Genomic DNA, 15,502 nt, shown 5'->3' with positions numbered 1-15,502 from the left:
TGCAAGACCCATCGTTGGACGTGACCCTATCGTTGGACGTCGGCTGGATTGCCTTGCCAAAGCATTCCTTCTAGACTGTACGGTATCACCGTACTGCAACAGAGGCATGCCCATGGACTCAACCACCGTAAACAAGTTTCGTGATAGCCTAAAAACCTTCGTGGAACAAGTGGTTAGCCAGCATTCGCCCCTGCGTGTAACCCGACGTAACGGATCTGATTTTGTCGTGATGAGCGCCGAGGATTGGGAGCGAGACCAGGAAACGCTGTATGTGCTCCAGAACACCAGCCTAATGCGCCAGATTGCGGATTCCAGCACAACCCACGCGACACGCACCGGATATGCCCCGACGAAAGAGCAGCTCGATGAGATCGTTGGTGTTTGAAGGTAAATCATGGGAGATGTACGAGGATCTTCGGCAGCGAGATAAACGGATGCACAAGAACCTCTGCGCGATTCTTAAGGAAATGGTGCGCGGAGATCCGACGACGGGTTTGGGTAAGCCCGAAGCGCTGCGGCACAACCTTACAGGCTTTTGGTCTAGGCGACTCAGCCAGAACGACCGACTCGTTTATAGATTTGACGATTCACATATCCATATCTTCGCCATCGGCGGTCACTACGATACCTTCGAGCCTCAACGTTATCCGTGACATAAGGGGTCACATTAAGGGGGGAGGGTCACATCACATAAGGGGCGGTTCTTGCATTCAAGCATAGTGCATCATTACAAGGCTTGACCCCGTTCTCTCCAGAGGCGCCGGCAGTGTGGGAGCGCCACTGCCTTTCGTGGCGCGATGGGCGCCGCGCGGTGGTCTGCCGCCTCGCAGTTGCTCAGGCCTGCATGGGCTGCCGCGCCGCCGGTCGCGGCACCGAGAGTGCCGCTCCCACAAGGGCCGCTACGATGGCCGCCGGAATCGAAGCCGCAACAGGGATTTTTTTCACTGCTCCTCACTCGAACGCGTAGCTGAACTCCCCGTCGGCGACGCTGACGTGCACCCGCTCGATGGACTGGCCTTCCATCATGCGGCGCAGGAATTCCTCGCTGATGCGCGGCAGCACGGTGTTGGTGAGGATGGCGTCGATCATGCGCCCGCCGCTTTCCAACTCCGTGCAGCGCTCGGCGATGAGCTGGACCACCTCCGGGTCGTAGCTGAAGGGGATCTTGTGGTTCTCCAGGATGCGGCGCTCGATGCGGCCGAGCTGGAGGCGGGCGATGGCGCCGATCATCTCGTCGTTGAGGGGGTAGTAGGGGATGGTGACGAGGCGCCCGAGCAGCGCGGGCGGGAACACCTTGAGCAGCGGCTCGCGCAGGGCCTTGGCCATGCCCTCGGCGTCGGGCATCAGGTCCGGGTCGGCGCAGAGGCTGGTGATGAGGTCGGTGCCGGCGTTGGTGGTGAGGAGGATGAGGGTGTTCTTGAAGTCGATGGTGCGGCCCTCGCCGTCTTCCATGTGGCCCTTGTCGAAGACCTGGAAGAAGATCTCGTGCACGTCCGGGTGCGCCTTTTCGACCTCGTCCAGCAGCACGACGCTGTAGGGGCGCCGGCGCACGGCCTCGGTGAGCACGCCGCCTTCGCCGTAGCCGACGTAGCCGGGGGGCGAGCCCTTGAGCGTGGAGACGGTGTGCGCCTCCTGGAACTCGCTCATGTTGATGGTGATGACGTTCTGCTCGCCGCCATAGAGGGCCTCGGCCAGGGCGAGCGCGGTCTCGGTCTTGCCGACGCCGGAGGTGCCGGCGAGCATGAAGACGCCGATGGGCTTGTTGGGGTTGTCGAGCTTGGCGCGGGAGGTCTGGATGCGCCGGGCGATCATCTCCAGGGCGTGGCGCTGGCCGATGATGCGCTGCTCCAGGGTGTCGGCGAGCTTGAGGATGGCCTCGGCCTCGTTCTTGACCATGCGACCGACGGGGATGCCGGTCCAGTCCTCCACCACGGAGGCGACGGCTTGCTGGTCCACGGTGGGCAGGATCAGCGGGCGCTCGCCCTGGTGCTCGTGCAACTCGGCTTGCAGCGCCTTGAGCTTGGTCAGCAGGGCGTCGCGCTCCGCGCCGGTCGGCGCCGCGTCGGTGGCCGGTGCCGGGTCCGCCTGGTCTGTTGCCGTGGCTCGAGTGCCCGCGTTGCCCGCGGCTGCCGCCGCCGGTGACGAGTCGCCGCCGGCACCACCGCGCAGCTTGGCGCGCAGCTCCAGGATCTGGTGCACCAGCTCGCGCTCCTGCGTCCAGCGCGCCTTGAGGTCGGTGTAGAGGGTGCGCTGCTCGGCGAGTTGCTCTCGGGCGGCGGCCTCGCGCTCGGCGGTCTCGACGCCGACGGCGGTCTCGCGGCCGATGATGGCGAGCTCGTTCTCCAGGGCGTCGATGCGCTTTTTGCAGTCGTCCACCTCCGGCGGCACGGCGTGCTGGCTAATGGCGACGCGGGCGCAGGCGGTGTCGAGCAGGCTCACGGACTTGTCCGGGAGCTGCCGCGCCGGGATGTAGCGGTGCGAGAGCTTGACGGCGGCCTCCAGCGCCTCGTCGAGCACCTGCAGCTTGTGGTGCTTTTCCATGGTGGAGACGACGCCGCGCATCATCAGGATGGCCTTCTCCTCGCTCGGCTCCTCCACCTGCACCACCTGGAAGCGGCGGGTCAGGGCCGGGTCCTTCTCGATGTGCTTCTTGTACTCCGCCCAGGTGGTGGCGGCGACGGTGCGCAGCGTGCCGCGGGCGAGCGCGGGCTTGAGCAGGTTGGCGGCATCGCCGGTGCCGGCGGCACCGCCGGCGCCCACCAGGGTGTGCGCCTCGTCGATGAACAGGATGATGGGCTTTTCGGACGCCTGCACCTCCTCGATGACCTGGCGCAGGCGCTGCTCGAACTCGCCCTTCATGCTGGCGCCGGCCTGGAGCAGGCCCACGTCCAGGGTGAGCAGGCTCACGTCCTTGAGCGGTGGCGGGACGTCGCCGGCGGCGATCTTCTGCGCGAAGCCCTCGACGACGGCGGTCTTGCCGACGCCGGCCTCGCCGGTGAGGATGGGATTGTTCTGGCGCCGGCGCATGAGGATATCGATGATCTGCCGGACTTCTTCATCGCGGCCGACGATGGGGTCCATCTCGCCCTTGGCGGCCTGGGCGGTGAGGTCCACGGTGAAGCGTGCCAGCGCCTCCTGCTTGCCCATCTGCGCCGGTGCGATGGCGCCGCTCGCCTCGCCGGGGCTGCCGGCGCTGCCGGCCATGGTGCCGTCCTGCGCCACCATGGCGTCCTCGGGCGAGCCGCCGACGACCTCGGACCAGCGCTCGATGAGGGTCTCGACCTTGACCTTGTCGAACTCCTTGGAGATGCCGGCCAGGGCGTTGCGCAGCCCCGGCGTCTTCAGGATGCCCACCACCAGGAAGCCCGTGCGCACCTGGTACTCCTTAAACAGCAGCGAGCCGTAGACCCAGCCGCGCTCGACGGCCTCCTCGACGTGCGAGGAGAGATCCGAGATGGACGTGGACCCGCGCGGCAGGCGGTCCAGCGACTCGGTGATGTCCCGGGCGAGCCTCGAGGGCTCCAGGCTGAACTGCTTGACGATGCGGTGCAGGTCGGAGTCCGGCAGTTGCAGGATCTGATGAATCCAGTGCACCAGCTCGACGTAGGGATTGCCCCGCAGCTTGCAGAACACGGTGGCGCTCTCGATGGCCTTGTAGCCGATCTGGTTGAGCTTCCCGAACAGTGCGACACGGCTGATCTCGGTCATGACTGGCTTCCTCGTTTGGCTGTGCGCGGCGCGCCGCGATCGTCTAAGCAAATGCTGGAGCGGCTGTTGGAGCCGGCCGTTCGGCTCGCGCGAACCCTTCGGTCTGCGCTCAAGGCGTCTCGGTGGCCTCCACATGCCGCAGCGGGTGCAGGTACAGATCGTCGGCGTCGTCCGTGGGTGTGCCGCTGATGGCCCAGGTGGACCAGCCGAGCCGGCCGCTGCCACCGAGGGCGAGCGGCGGCACCTGCTCCTTCTTTAGGATCAGGTTCAAGTCCCAGACCAGCTCGTCGCCGACGTAGTTGCGCACCAGTGCCAGCAGCCGCGGCAGGTACTCGCCGCCCGGCAGCAGGCGCTCGAAGTCGTCCCGGTCCAGCGGGCCGAAGACGATGCGGAACTTGTACTGCCGGTCCCAGACGCGCGCGCCGACGATGGTGCCGACGCCGAGCGCCCCGGTGCGCGGCGACTCGCCGAGCCGCCAGCGGCTCTCCACCGGCAGCGTCATCCAGTGGCCGACGAACTCCTCCAGCGCCACCGGCAGGCGGAAGAAGTCCGTCAGCAGCGCGATGAGCCCCTCGGCGTGGCGGGTCTGCGCGGCGAGCAGCCCGGCGTAGTGGAGCTTGCCGATGTCCGGTACGGCGTCGCGGTCGCGCAGGCTCGGCGAGCCGAGCCCGCAGGTGGCGGCGACGTAGGTGGAGAAGCGGTCGCTGTCCGGGCGGTCGAAGCTGACCGTAGGGCGCGCATCGGCCCAGGCGCGGTAGAACAGCGACAGCATCCGATGATGGAAGATGTCCGCGAAGCGCGACAGGGTGGCGTCGTGGACGTTGGCGAGCCGCTGCCGGGCATAGTCCGAGAGGTGCAGTGGCAACGGTCCCTGCGGACCGAACAGGCCGAGGAAGTAGACCGTTAGCAGCGGCGGAGCGCCGGCCTCGCCGGGCACGAAGTCGGCGAGTGTGGAGGGCGCGAAGTTGAGCGAGACCTCTTGCCCGAGGCGCACCACGTCGTCCGCCGGGCGCGGCGCGGTGCCGAGCCGCGGCCGGTCCGGGTGGGCGCACTCGAGCCGGCGCAGCGCCTCGAAGAAGTGAAAGCTGTAAGGCGCCGCCCGCAGCTGCTCGAACAGGGCTACAGCCTGTGACGTCGTCCGATTCTCGTCGGCCACCGCATCACCTCGTCGCCATCGCTCGTGCGCACGATGGTCTTGGTCCAGGCATTGATGGAGACGTACTTGGCGAAGAACTGCTCCATCACCGCGCTGAACAGGAACATGCCGCTGCCCTCGAAGGCGGCCTTGTCCAGTTCCAGCGTCAGCACCAGACCGCGGGCGAAGAAGGCCGGTCCCGGCCCCGGCAAGCGGTCCGTGTCGGCCCGCGAGCGAATGCTCCGCACGCCCTTGATCTGCTCGCGAATAGCCGGGTCGGAGGCGTTGGCATACAGTTCCAGCAGCTCGCGCAGCGCGGCGGCGCCCTCCTCGGGGCTGCTGTCGCAGATGGACAGGTAGTTGAGCGACAAATGGCTCACCAGGCGCCAGGCGGTGTCGCCCTCGGGGAACGCTGGCCGTGGCCGCGTTGGCGTGAGCATGGCGCGCACCGCGTGCACCGGGGCGCCGGTGCTCATGGTGAAGTCCGTGTCGCCGACGCCCAGTGACAGCGACAGCGGCAGGTCGCGGTTGGTGCAGAGCGCGCTGATCCCGAGCTGGCGCAGGTCGGTGCGATAGGGGGTCTCGTCGCCGTCCACCAGCGCGATGAACACCTCGCTGCCGACGTAGCTGGAGCGCGAGCCGGCGCGGCGCTGCTCGCCGGACAGCACCCGCGGCTCCCGGTGCAGGCTGTAGAAGGCACGGTGCTCGCGCCCGCTGATCCATTCATGCGGGGCGTAGAAGGGCTGGAAGGTCTGTTCCGGCTCCACGCCGACGCCGTAGCCGGTGAGGGTCTGGATGCTGTGCACCTCGTAGTCCATGGGCCGGGTGCGGTCCATGACGACGTGGTACTCCTCGGTCCGGCCGCTCAGGTGGATGCGGTCCGAGCGCTTCGGGAACAGGTTGATGGCGGGGGTGCAGAAGAGCGCGAACAGCTCGGCGTCGAAGCTGTCCTCCAGGGCCTGATCGTGGCGGTCCAGCAGGACCACCAGCTCCAGCTCGTCGCCCTGGTGGCGGCGCACGCCCCGCGCGAGCCCCGTGAGCTCGACGAACAGGAAACGGTCCGGAAAGGCAAAATACTCTTGCAGCAGCCGATAGCCCTGGAAGGAGCGGGGGCTGCGCGGCAGCAGCGCGTGCGCGTCGTCGAAGCCGAGCTGTTGCACGCAGTCGCGGTGCAGATGCTCGCGCCAGGCCGGCTCCGGCCCCGCCGGTTGGATCACCACACCCAAGGCATGCCCCACGAGCTGCTCGTAGACGCGCATGCGCAGCTCGTCGCTGCCGCGCAGGAAGATCGGCAGCCGGTCCAGGGCGAGCTTGTCGAAGGTGAGGCTCGCGGTGGCGCGTAGCCGAAGCACCAGCGCCGCGGCCGCCGCCTTGGGGATGTCGCCACCCGAGTTGGTGAGGGCGGAGCCGTGCAGGTAGCGGGCATCGGCGAGCTGCAACGGCCACAGGGTGACGTCGTGGGCGGTGCGGTACTCGCAGGCGGTGCGGTCGCCGCGGCCGAGCACGCTCTTGACCACGGTGTCGCGCCGGATCGGGAAGCCCTCGGCGAGGGCGCCCTCGGCCAGGTCTGGCTGGAACTGCAGCACCGTCATGGACGGCACTGGCGCCAGGAAGTTCGGATAGACGCTCTCGAGCAGATGCTGCGTGAAGCGCGGAAACTCGGCATCGAGCTTGAGCTGCACCCGCGCGGCGAGGAAGGCGAAGCCCTCCAGCAGCCGCTCCACGTAAGGGTCCGCGCACTCGAAGCTGTCGAGACCGAGCCGGCCCGCGATCTTCGGATAGGCGCGGGCGAACTCGCCGCCCATCTCGCGGATGAAGCGCAGCTCGCGGTTGTAGTAGTCGAGGAGCCTTGGGTCCACTGTGGTGCGCGGTGCAGGGGCAGTGGGTCAGCCGACGTAGTCCGTGACCTTGACATCGCCGATGTCGAGGTCGATCTCGGTCTTGAGATACATGCGCAGCGGTACCGGCTGCGCCCAGAGCTCGCCTTCGATCAGGAAGGTCATGGCGTTATGGCTCATCTGCGACTTGTTGGCCTCCAGCCGCACGGCGAGGCTGTGGCTCAGGATGCGGGGCTCGAAGTCGATGATGGCCTGGCGCAGCTCGCGCTCCAGCTCGGCGATGTTCGCACTGGAAACGGACACGCCCGACAGATCCGGGATGCCGTAGTTGAGCACCGAGTGGCGCACCTCGGGGTAGGCGTCCAGATCGGTGCCGGCCGCCAGGTTGGTGGTATTCAGGAGCCAGGCGAGGTCGCGCAGCACGGCCTCGCGCAGCCGCGTCAGCGAGAACACCCGCTGCTCGCGGGATTCGACCTGCCGGCTGGGCTCGTCGTCCGTGAGGCGGTCGAGCAGCGAGGGCTGCAGGCGTTCCTTGTGGGTCAGCTCAGGCAAGGTCGGCCTCGGCCGGTGCTTCGTCGTCGATGCTCGGCCGCAGCGTCACGACACGCGTGTCGAACAGCGCGTATTCACCCTGGTCGGTGAACAGCATGCGCTGACCGCTGCCGAGGAAGGTGTCCGGCTCCTGCTCGGTCCACTCGGTCTTGCGTGCGCGCACGATGTCGGTGTCGTCGGAGCGCTCGGAGCCGGGATAGCGGCTCGGGATCAGCGCGACCGTCTCGCCGCCGTTCGCCCAGGTCATCTGTGCCGGCATCCAGATGAGGTCGCGCAGGTCTTCCGGCGGATCGAGCCGGATCTCCTGGATGTGTTCGAACGGGACCCAGTAGTAGCGGCCGTTCAGGATCAGCTCCAGCATGGGGCCGAGTCGGGTGTCGCCGTCCGTGATCCAGGCGAACGTTTCGCCGTCGATCTCGCCTGCGGTCGCCGGTGCCTGGTCCAGCGCCTCGGCACCTACCTCGGCGGCCTGCGTCGCGGCACCCTCGGCGAGCAGCCGCTGTGCCTGGAGCAGCAGGGCGATCCAGGGCTTGGGCTCGCCGAAGATCAGCGGCGTGCGCTTGCCGGCGAACACTTCGGCGCGGAAGACCTCGCACTGCAACGCCTCGCGGTAGGTCTGCACCATGGCGAGTGTGCCGGCGTCGAGCTCGCCCGCGACCCGGAGCTGCTTCAGTGCGCGGTCCCATTGCCCGAGCAACGCGAGCAACTGGAACAGGAAGGTGCGGTGCTTGGCTTCCGATGGGTTGCCGCGGACCTGGTCCTGCAACAACGCCAGGGCTTCAACGAGCTTGCCCTCGCGCAGGGCCTCTGCTGCGTTCATGCGACTCCCCTGTTGGATTGGTGGTGGTGCGAGGACCACCCGGGTCCCCGCACCTGGCTCGCGCCGGGCGCCGCGCCGAGCCCGCGGCGGATTTCCGCCAAGCCGCGCGAACTCTTGCACGGCGCCGTGTTGGCATCACGCCGGGCAGTTCTCCGCGATGTTCCAGGCAAACTCTGGCTGCGCGCCCTTGGAGCCGTCCGGCTTCTGCTCGGTGTAGACGACTTTGAACTCGCGGAAATTCAGCGTCACGTTCTCGGTCAGCCGATCCTCGCCCCCCGAGCCGCCGGTGGAGACCGATGTGATGAGCACCTTCTTCATCTGAATGGTCAGATACTCGAGGGGCTCCTTGCCGGCCTTGCGCACGGTCAGCTTGGCGCTCGGGAAGTGGTCGCCGTTCGAGCAGTACTGCATCAGGATCGGCGACGACTTGTCGATGTACTTCGTCACGCTGATGTCCTGGAAGTTCGCCTTGCCAGAGCCGCCGCCGCCACCCACGTGGAAGCTGCCGGACTGGCTCATGCCCCAGCTCCAGGCGAGGACGTCGATCTCGTCCTTGTGTTCTTTGTCTTGCGCTTCACCCGCGATTTCGCCCTCGATGTCGAGGAACATGTCGACTGCCATGGCTGTTCACCTCACGATGTTGCCCAATGTATCGGCTCGGCACCGCGCGGGTCCGAGCTCCACCAATGCGCCGTCGTCGGTGCCCGACGACGGCTTCCCTCAAGTCAACCGCCACCCTTCGCCGATGGCAGTTTCGAGACCAGGCGCAGAGAGACGGTCAAGCCCTCGAGCTGGTAATGCGGGCGCAGGAAGAACTTCGAGGTGTAGTAACCGGGGTTCCCCTCCACCTCTTCCACCTGTACCTCTGCGGCCGCCAATGGCTTGCGCGCCTTGGTCTCCTCGCTCGACGTCCCGGGATTGCCATCCACGTATTGCATGATCCAGTTGTTGAGCCAGCGCTGCATGTCGCCCCTTTCCTTGAACGAGCCGACCTTGTCGCGCACGATGCACTTGAGGTAGTGCGCGAAGCGGCAGGTCGCGAACAGGTATGGCAGGCGGGCCGCGAGGTTGGCATTGGCGGTGGCGTCCGGGTCGTCGTATTCGAACGGCTTCTGCAGCGACTGCGCCCCGATGAAGGCTGCGAAATCCGAGTTTTTCTTGTGAATCAGCGGCATGAAGCCGTTCTTCGCCAGTTCCGCCTCGCGCCGGTCGCTGATGGCGATCTCGGTGGGGCATTTCATGTCGACACCACCGTCATCGGTGGGGAAGGTGTGCGTCGGCAGCCCTTCCACCGCACCGCCCGACTCAACGCCGCGAATACGCGAGCACCAGCCGAAGAACTTGAACGAGCGGTTGATGTTGGTGGCCATGGCGTAGGCGGAATTGGCCCAACAGTACTTGTTGTGCTCCGCGCCCTCGGTGTCTTCCTCGAAGTTGAACTCCTCCACCGGATCGGTCTTCGCGCCGTACGGGATGCGTGCCAGGAAGCGCGGCATGGTGAGGGCGACGTAGCGTGAGTCCTCGGACTCGCGCAGCGAGCGCCAGGCCGCGTATTCGGCGGTCTGGAAGATCTTGGTCAGGTCGCGCGGATTGGCGAGCTCCTGCCAGGAATCCATGCCCATCACCGTCGGGTTCGCCGCGGCGATGAAGGGTGCGTGGATCGCGGCGGAGATCTTGGCCATCTCGCCGAGGAGCTCGACATCCGGCGGGCTGTGGTCGAAGTCGTAGTCGCCCACCAGGCAGCCGAACGGCTCGCCGCCGAATTGGCCGTACTCCTGCTCGTAGAGCTTCTTGAAGATCGGGCTCTGGTCCCAGGCGGTGCCCTTGAACTTCTTGAGTGTCTTGTGCAGGTCCTTCTTCGAGACGTTCATGACCTTGATCTTGAGCATCTCGTCCGTTTCGGTGTTGTTCACCATGTAGTGCAGGCCGCGCCACGCGCCTTCCAGCTTTTGGAAGTCCTCGTGGTGCATGATCTTGTTGACCTGCTCGCTGAGCTTGGCGTCGATTTGCGCAATCAGCGCCTCGATGGTGTTGATCACGTCGGCGGAGACGGTGACCGTGCTTGCCAGGGCCTGCTGGGCCAGGGTCTGCACGGCCGTCGTGACCGCCTCCTTGGCGCGGTCGGTCTTCGGCCGGAACTCCTTTTCGAGCAATGCGCTGAATTCACTCGGCTCGAACGCGCCGGCTTCCGCCTGGGCCTCGGTCTGCGCTTGGGCTTCTGCTTCGGCCATGGATCAACCCTCCTTCTCTTCGGATGCCTGCCCGGCTGTCGCCGCATCGCCGTCGTCGGCAGGTTTTGCTGCCGAGGCGAGGGATTGCAGCAGGGTCGGGTCGGACAGCACCTTCGAGATCAGCTCCTCGGCGCCGGACTTGCCGTCCATGTAGGTGACCAGGTTGGAGAGCTGCTCGCGGGCTTGCAGCAGCTTGTTCAGCGAATCCACCTTGCGGGCGACGGCGGCGGGTGAGAAGTCGTCCATGCTCTCGAACGTGATGTCTACGTTGAGGTTGCCTTCGCCGGTGAGCGTGTTGGGCACCTGAAAGGCGACGCGGGGCTTCATGGACTTGAGCCGGTCGTCGAAGTTGTCTACGTCAATGTCCAGGAACTTGCGGTCCGCAACCGGCGGCAGCGCCTCGGCGGGCTTGCCGGACAGGTCCGCCATGACGCCCTGGACGAACGGCAACTGGACTTTCTTCTCGGCGCCGTAGAGCTCGACGTCGTACTCGATCTGCACGCGCGGTGCGCGGTTCCTGGCAATGAATTTCTGGCTACTCTGGGCCACGGTCTAGCCTCGCTTCGCTGGTTGATGTGATTCACGGGGAATTGCTGCGAAGCCCCGCGATCGATAGCTGCTGCCGCTTGCCCGGCCGTCTGCTGCCGGCAATGGCCGGCGCAGTGCGACGCGGCAGCGACCTCGTCCCTGGCGCGACGGCGGCGGCCGGTGCCGCGGGCGCCGGCAGTCGTCGGTCGCGGTTATGAGCGCGTTCGCGATACATGACTCCCGTGCTCGAAAGTAGGGGATTTGCCGAGATTAGCACGGGAGAACTCCGGCGTTGCATGGGGGCTTCGGAGCAAAGGACGGTCACCAACCCGACGACTTGCTGCCGCCCGTGCCGGCGCTGCCGCCGCCGGTGCTGTTGTCGCCGTCATCCGCGGTGGGACCGCGCAGGCGCTGTATGGCCGTCAGGCCATCTGGCGCCAAGTCTTTGATAAGCGACTCGAAGTCTTGGGAGATCAGGCGCAATGCGCGCTCCAGCAGAATCGGGATCGGGCTGGACGGCTCGTGCTTTCGGTAGTACGAACAGATTTCTTCGAGGGCGCGTCGCACGTCGTCGGGGCCGGCAATGGGACCGGCGATGGGCCTGGCAATGGGGGCGCCGCGCTGTGGATGAGCGGCGGTTTCGGTTGCCTGAGCGGCAGTGTCGCCCGTGCTCTCCGGGGCCGACTCGCCGGCGATGTCCGGGCGCAGTGCCAAGCCCTCGGCCAGGGCCTTGCGGGCGCGCGCGAGCAGCGCCGACAGCGGCGACAAGTCGGGCGCGGAGGCGGCGCCCACCAGGCTCATCAGCCGGCTTTCGAGTGCGCCCAGCGTCGCCACGGCATCGGTAACCGCCGTGTTGGTTTGCTCCAGCGCCTCCGCGTCCGCCGCGCGGATGGCCGCGTCGATGAGCTGGCGGTCTGGCGGCGATTCTTCGCTGTCCGCCGGATGGCTGGCCTCGCCCTCGGCCACCAGGATGTCGCGCAGCGAGAAGCGCCCCATCACCGACTGCACCAGCGGCGCCTCACGCAGATAGGTGAGCGTGCTGGCCGCGTCCGCCAGGGAGGCGATCACGTTGACACGCATGGTGAAGTCGTCGGGCTCGTCCGGATCGAGCTGTGGGTGCACGTCCGCCCAGAAGCGCTCCAGAAGACCGTCGAGAAACGTCAGCGACGCGGTGAAGCCGGGCCAGCCCTGCGTGCGCGTTGCCGCGTTGAGGAGTATGACGACGACCCGTAAGTCCTTGGTCTGCTTGCAGGCGTCCAGTGCCTGACGGCGCACCGCGTCCCATTCCGGCTCCTGCGCCGGCACCACCGTGTCGCCGATTTGCTGCTCCGGGACTGTCTGCGCGGCGCGCGTCAGCTCGTCGACGGCTCCGTATTCAAGGTCCTCTCCGCAGGGGGTGTCCGGGGCTACCGGTGTGAGCAGTTCTTCCAAGTTCATCAACAATCTGGACCTCCGCTCTGAGCACGCTAAGGTCGCTGGCCAGCCGCGGCCGCGGGAAAGCGTGGGGCGAGGATAGGGCTACGATCTTTGCATCAGCGGTTCATAGCCTCGGCCCGCGTGTGCGGAGTGACCTGACCAGATGCTTGGCAAAAACCCGCATGCGATGATAGTGGAGGCGCCTACCAGCCCACAAGGTGACAAACTTCACAGTCGCGGGCACCAACGGCCTTCGCCGGGGGATGGCTGCCGGGGCTCGTATCCGCCGCCTCTAGCCGACGGCGCCCGGAGCCTGTGCCGCCCGTTCCGGTCTCGGCGGCGCGGTGGCGATGTCGGTCCGTTGCCACCCCTGTCGGCCCGATGGCGCGCCTTGGTTGAGTGCGGCACCGCAACTGTCATACTGTTCCCCGGTCCATCCTTGGCTGTACGCCCTATGTCGTCATGGGTGGAATGACTGGCGGCTGCACCGGCTGGCCGCGGATGTCCTCGCCGCCGTCAAGGCTCGCCGACGACGGCGCTGGCACCCGGCGCCAGTGGTGCGGCAAGCGTGAGCGCATCGGCGTCCAACAGTAACGGAGTCCGCGACTATGGCGTCTTTCACTCAAACCGAGCGTGTCATCTCGGTGAAGACCCCGCTCCCGGCGGATACCCTCCTCCTCAAGGGCATGACGGCCACGGAGCGACTGAGCAGCCCATTCGATTGCCAGCTCGATCTCATCAGCGAAGATTTCGAGATTGCCGCGTCCCGCGTCCTCGGTCAGCCGATGACCGTGTCGCTGCACTTGCTTGACGGCAGCAGTCGTTGGTTCAACGGGATATGCAGCCGCTTCTCTCACGCCGGGCATGAAGACCGTTTCTGCCGCTATCGTGCAACCCTGGTGCCCTGGTTTTGGCTCCTGACGCGCAGCTCCGACTGCAAGATCTTTCAGGAGATGACGGTGCCGGACATCATCAAGAAGGTGTTTCGCGATGCCGGATTCACGGACTTCGAGGATGCGCTGAGCGGTAACTATCCGACCCGCGAATACTGTGTGCAGTATCGCGAGACGCATTTCAATTTCGTCTCCCGTCTGATGGAACAGTACGGCATCTATTATTTCTTCAAGCACCGCGACGGGAAGCACACGCTCGTGCTCGCCGATGCCTACGGCGCGCACGAGCCTTTCCCCGGGCATGAGCAGATCCCCTACCACCTACCCGATGAGATTGCGGTTCGGGAGCAGGACTACATCTTCGACTGGAACCGCGCGACCACGCTGCGCTCGGGCGCGTTTGCGCACGACGACTACGACTTCACGAGCCCTCGCTCCGAGTTGCTGGGCCAGGTCGCCAACCACCTCCAGCACGAGCACAACGATCTCGAGATCTACGACTACCCGGGCGAATACGACAAGAGCGAGGACGCCAACGGTTACGCGCGCGTGCACGTGGAAGAGCTCCAGTCGGACCATGCCTTGGGCTATGGTCAGGGCGTCTCGCGCGGGATCGCGGTAGGCAGCCTGTTCACGCTCGCCGACCACCCGTGGCGCGAGCAGAACCAGGAATATCTGGTGACATCCGCCGTCCATCACTTGCGCTCTAACGAGTTCATCTCGACGGGGCGGCAGGAAAACGGCCCACCCTACCGCTCGTCATTCCAGGTGATTCCGGCCAATCAGCCGTTTCGGCCGCCACGTATCACGCCCAAACCCGCCATCCATGGGCTGCAGACGGCGGTGGTGGTCGGCAAGTCGGGCGAAGAGATATGGACCGATAAGTACGGGCGCATCAAGGTCCAGTTCCATTGGGACCGCTATGGCAAGAAGGACGAAAACAGCTCCTGCTGGATGCGGGTCGCGTACGGCTGGGCCGGCAAGCAATGGGGCGCGGTTGCCATACCCCGCATCGGCCAGGAAGTGGTGGTGAGCTTCCTCGAGGGCGATCCCGACCGGCCCCTGGTGGTGAGCTCGGTGTACAACGCCGACCAGATGCCCCCTTACGGATTGCCGTCGAACCAGACGCAAAGCGGCGTGAAGACCCGCAGCTCGAAGGGCGGCGGTGCCGACAATTTCAATGAGCTGCGCTTCGAGGACAAGAAGGGCTCGGAAGACGTCTATTTCCATGCGGAGAAGGATTTTCATCGCATGGTCGAGCACGATGATGATCTGGTGGTGATGAACAACCAGACCATCGAGGTCAAGCAGAACCGCACCGAGGTGGTCACCCAGGGCAACGAAAAGATCACCATCAAGCAGGGCAATCGCACCGAAGAGCTCAGCCAAGGCAATGAAACGGTCACCATCAAGATGGGGAACCGCAAGGTCGAGCTGGGCATGGGTAACGACGACCTGACGCTCGAAATGGGCAATCAGACCACCAAGCTGAGCCTCGGCAAGAGCACCACGGATGCGATGCAGTCCATCGAGCTCAAGGTGGGGCAGAGCAGTGTCAAGGTCGATCAGATGGGTGTGACCATCAAGGGCATGATGATCAAGATCGAAGGGCAGGTGACGGTGGATGTGAAGGGCGTGATGACCACGGTGAAGGGCGATGGCATGCTGACGCTGAAGGGCGGTCTCACGATGATCAACTGAGGGAGCCAACGGCAATGACCAGCAATGAATCGCCGTCGCGCACGCAGGGTGCCGGGGCGCGGCCGCTGCTGCCGGAGCAGGCGCGCGCCGTGTGCGGTCAACTGGGGCTCGATGTCAACCAGTCGTCGCTGCTGAGAGAGGGGATGTCGGCAAAGGAGTTTCTGGCCGCGCTGATCGAGCAGGAGCAATTCGTGGACGCCGTCACCTTCATGGCGTGCGCCTTGCCGAAGCGCGAGGCAGTGTGGTGGGGCTACCTGTGCGCGCGTGAGGTGCAGGCTGATCCACTGCCGGAGCCGGATGCGGTCGCGTTGTCGGCGGCGCTCGAATGGGTGCGCGAGCCGACCGACGCGCGCCGTCGCGCAGCAAAGGACGCCGCCGATGCAACGGAGTACGCTACACCCGCCGGACTCGTGGCGCTGGCCACCTTCTTCACCGGTGGCAGTATTGCCCCGCCGGAGGTGCTGACGGTGGAGCCCGCGGAGCATGTGACTGCCCAGATCATTCGCGGTGCGGTGATGGCCGCGGGCGTCATTCACGAGCCGGAGCATGCCGCGGAGCGCTATCGGGGCTACCTGCAAACGGGGCTCGATGTGGCGAAGCGCAGGCTGCACTGGGACCGGCTGAAATCCTGACCCGGAGCCGCTTGTGTTCCGTGGCCACGCCGTGGGGTTTCTATGAGG

The 15,502-nt window shown here is 66.0% G+C and carries 13 protein-coding genes; 4 read left to right on the top strand and 9 right to left on the bottom strand.

The window, feature by feature from the left end:
* Positions 1-112 precede the first annotated feature (112 nt).
* On the top strand, positions 113-385 hold the full coding sequence (locus LJE69_RS14810; protein WP_296926431.1) for a type II toxin-antitoxin system Phd/YefM family antitoxin: 273 nt from the start codon (positions 113-115) through the stop codon (positions 383-385).
* Positions 366-653 (top strand): Txe/YoeB family addiction module toxin, encoded by a 288-nt coding sequence (locus LJE69_RS14805; RefSeq protein ID WP_296926428.1) that lies wholly within the window; start codon positions 366-368, stop codon positions 651-653. Before LJE69_RS14810 ends, LJE69_RS14805 begins: the two co-directional genes overlap by 20 nt.
* Positions 654-951: 298 nt before the next feature.
* Here the strand turns inward: LJE69_RS14805 and tssH are convergent, their stop codons facing one another.
* The 9 genes from tssH to tssA form a co-directional block, all read right to left on the bottom strand.
* The gene (gene tssH / locus LJE69_RS14800; protein WP_296926426.1) at positions 952-3,708 is read right to left on the bottom strand and encodes a type VI secretion system ATPase TssH; all 2,757 of its coding nucleotides are present in this window, start codon (positions 3,706-3,708) and stop codon (positions 952-954) included.
* A gap of 109 nt (positions 3,709-3,817) precedes the next feature.
* Positions 3,818-4,864: a type VI secretion system baseplate subunit TssG gene (gene tssG, locus LJE69_RS14795; protein ID WP_296926424.1), complete on the bottom strand. Its 1,047-nt coding sequence runs from the start codon at positions 4,862-4,864 to the stop codon at positions 3,818-3,820.
* On the bottom strand, positions 4,828-6,702 hold the full coding sequence (tssF, locus tag LJE69_RS14790; protein WP_296926422.1) for a type VI secretion system baseplate subunit TssF: 1,875 nt from the start codon (positions 6,700-6,702) through the stop codon (positions 4,828-4,830). Before tssF ends, tssG begins: the two co-directional genes overlap by 37 nt.
* Before the next feature lie 27 nt (positions 6,703-6,729).
* Positions 6,730-7,233, bottom strand: coding sequence for a type VI secretion system baseplate subunit TssE (tssE, locus tag LJE69_RS14785; protein ID WP_296926420.1), 504 nt, complete (start codon positions 7,231-7,233; stop codon positions 6,730-6,732).
* Entirely contained in the window at positions 7,226-8,053 is an 828-nt protein-coding gene (locus LJE69_RS14780; RefSeq protein WP_296926418.1) for a type VI secretion system accessory protein TagJ, read from the bottom strand. The genes tssE and LJE69_RS14780 overlap by 8 nt, the downstream gene beginning before the upstream one ends.
* A 135-nt stretch (positions 8,054-8,188) precedes the next feature.
* On the bottom strand, positions 8,189-8,674 hold the full coding sequence (locus LJE69_RS14775) for a type VI secretion system tube protein Hcp (RefSeq protein ID WP_296926416.1): 486 nt from the start codon (positions 8,672-8,674) through the stop codon (positions 8,189-8,191).
* A 104-nt stretch (positions 8,675-8,778) separates the two neighbouring features.
* A complete protein-coding gene (tssC, locus tag LJE69_RS14770; RefSeq protein WP_296926414.1) occupies positions 8,779-10,284 on the bottom strand; it encodes a type VI secretion system contractile sheath large subunit in 1,506 nt (501 codons plus the stop codon).
* Between the two features lie 3 nt (positions 10,285-10,287).
* Positions 10,288-10,833 carry a type VI secretion system contractile sheath small subunit gene (tssB, locus tag LJE69_RS14765; RefSeq protein ID WP_296926412.1) on the bottom strand — a complete coding sequence of 182 codons (546 nt, stop codon included), beginning with the start codon at positions 10,831-10,833 and terminating at the stop codon, positions 10,288-10,290.
* A gap of 300 nt (positions 10,834-11,133) precedes the next feature.
* Positions 11,134-12,249, bottom strand: a complete 1,116-nt coding sequence (gene tssA / locus LJE69_RS14760) for a type VI secretion system protein TssA (RefSeq protein WP_296926410.1) — start codon at positions 12,247-12,249, stop codon at positions 11,134-11,136.
* Between the two features lie 587 nt (positions 12,250-12,836).
* Between tssA and LJE69_RS14755 the strand changes: the two genes are divergently transcribed.
* Both LJE69_RS14755 and LJE69_RS14750 read left to right on the top strand, forming a co-directional pair.
* The gene (locus tag LJE69_RS14755) at positions 12,837-14,822 is read left to right on the top strand and encodes a type VI secretion system tip protein VgrG (protein ID WP_296926408.1); all 1,986 of its coding nucleotides are present in this window, start codon (positions 12,837-12,839) and stop codon (positions 14,820-14,822) included.
* 14 nt (positions 14,823-14,836) lie between these two features.
* Positions 14,837-15,454 carry a hypothetical protein gene (locus LJE69_RS14750; RefSeq protein WP_296926406.1) on the top strand — a complete coding sequence of 206 codons (618 nt, stop codon included), beginning with the start codon at positions 14,837-14,839 and terminating at the stop codon, positions 15,452-15,454.
* Positions 15,455-15,502 lie beyond the last annotated feature (48 nt).

It is taken from the genome of Thiohalocapsa sp., from assembly GCF_022340605.1.
In the GTDB taxonomy this organism is placed as follows: domain Bacteria; phylum Pseudomonadota; class Gammaproteobacteria; order Chromatiales; family Chromatiaceae; genus Thiohalocapsa.
The sequence above is the reverse complement of the archived record's forward strand: the minus strand, read 5'-3'. Positions and strand labels throughout refer to the sequence as shown.

Bases quoted from the DNA above. Each gene is read 5' to 3' on its own strand.
- LJE69_RS14810 (WP_296926431.1), top strand. From the start codon at position 113: ATGGACTCAACCACCGTAAACAAGTTTCGTGATAGCCTAAAAACCTTC.
- LJE69_RS14805 (WP_296926428.1), top strand. From the start codon at position 366: ATGAGATCGTTGGTGTTTGAAGGTAAATCATGGGAGATGTACGAGGAT.
- tssH (WP_296926426.1), bottom strand. From the start codon at position 3,708: ATGACCGAGATCAGCCGTGTCGCACTGTTCGGGAAGCTCAACCAGATC.
- LJE69_RS14780 (WP_296926418.1), bottom strand. From the start codon at position 8,053: ATGAACGCAGCAGAGGCCCTGCGCGAGGGCAAGCTCGTTGAAGCCCTG.
- LJE69_RS14775 (WP_296926416.1), bottom strand. From the start codon at position 8,674: ATGGCAGTCGACATGTTCCTCGACATCGAGGGCGAAATCGCGGGTGAA.
- tssC (WP_296926414.1), bottom strand. From the start codon at position 10,284: ATGGCCGAAGCAGAAGCCCAAGCGCAGACCGAGGCCCAGGCGGAAGCC.
- tssA (WP_296926410.1), bottom strand. From the start codon at position 12,249: ATGAACTTGGAAGAACTGCTCACACCGGTAGCCCCGGACACCCCCTGC.
- LJE69_RS14755 (WP_296926408.1), top strand. From the start codon at position 12,837: ATGGCGTCTTTCACTCAAACCGAGCGTGTCATCTCGGTGAAGACCCCG.
- LJE69_RS14750 (WP_296926406.1), top strand. From the start codon at position 14,837: ATGACCAGCAATGAATCGCCGTCGCGCACGCAGGGTGCCGGGGCGCGG.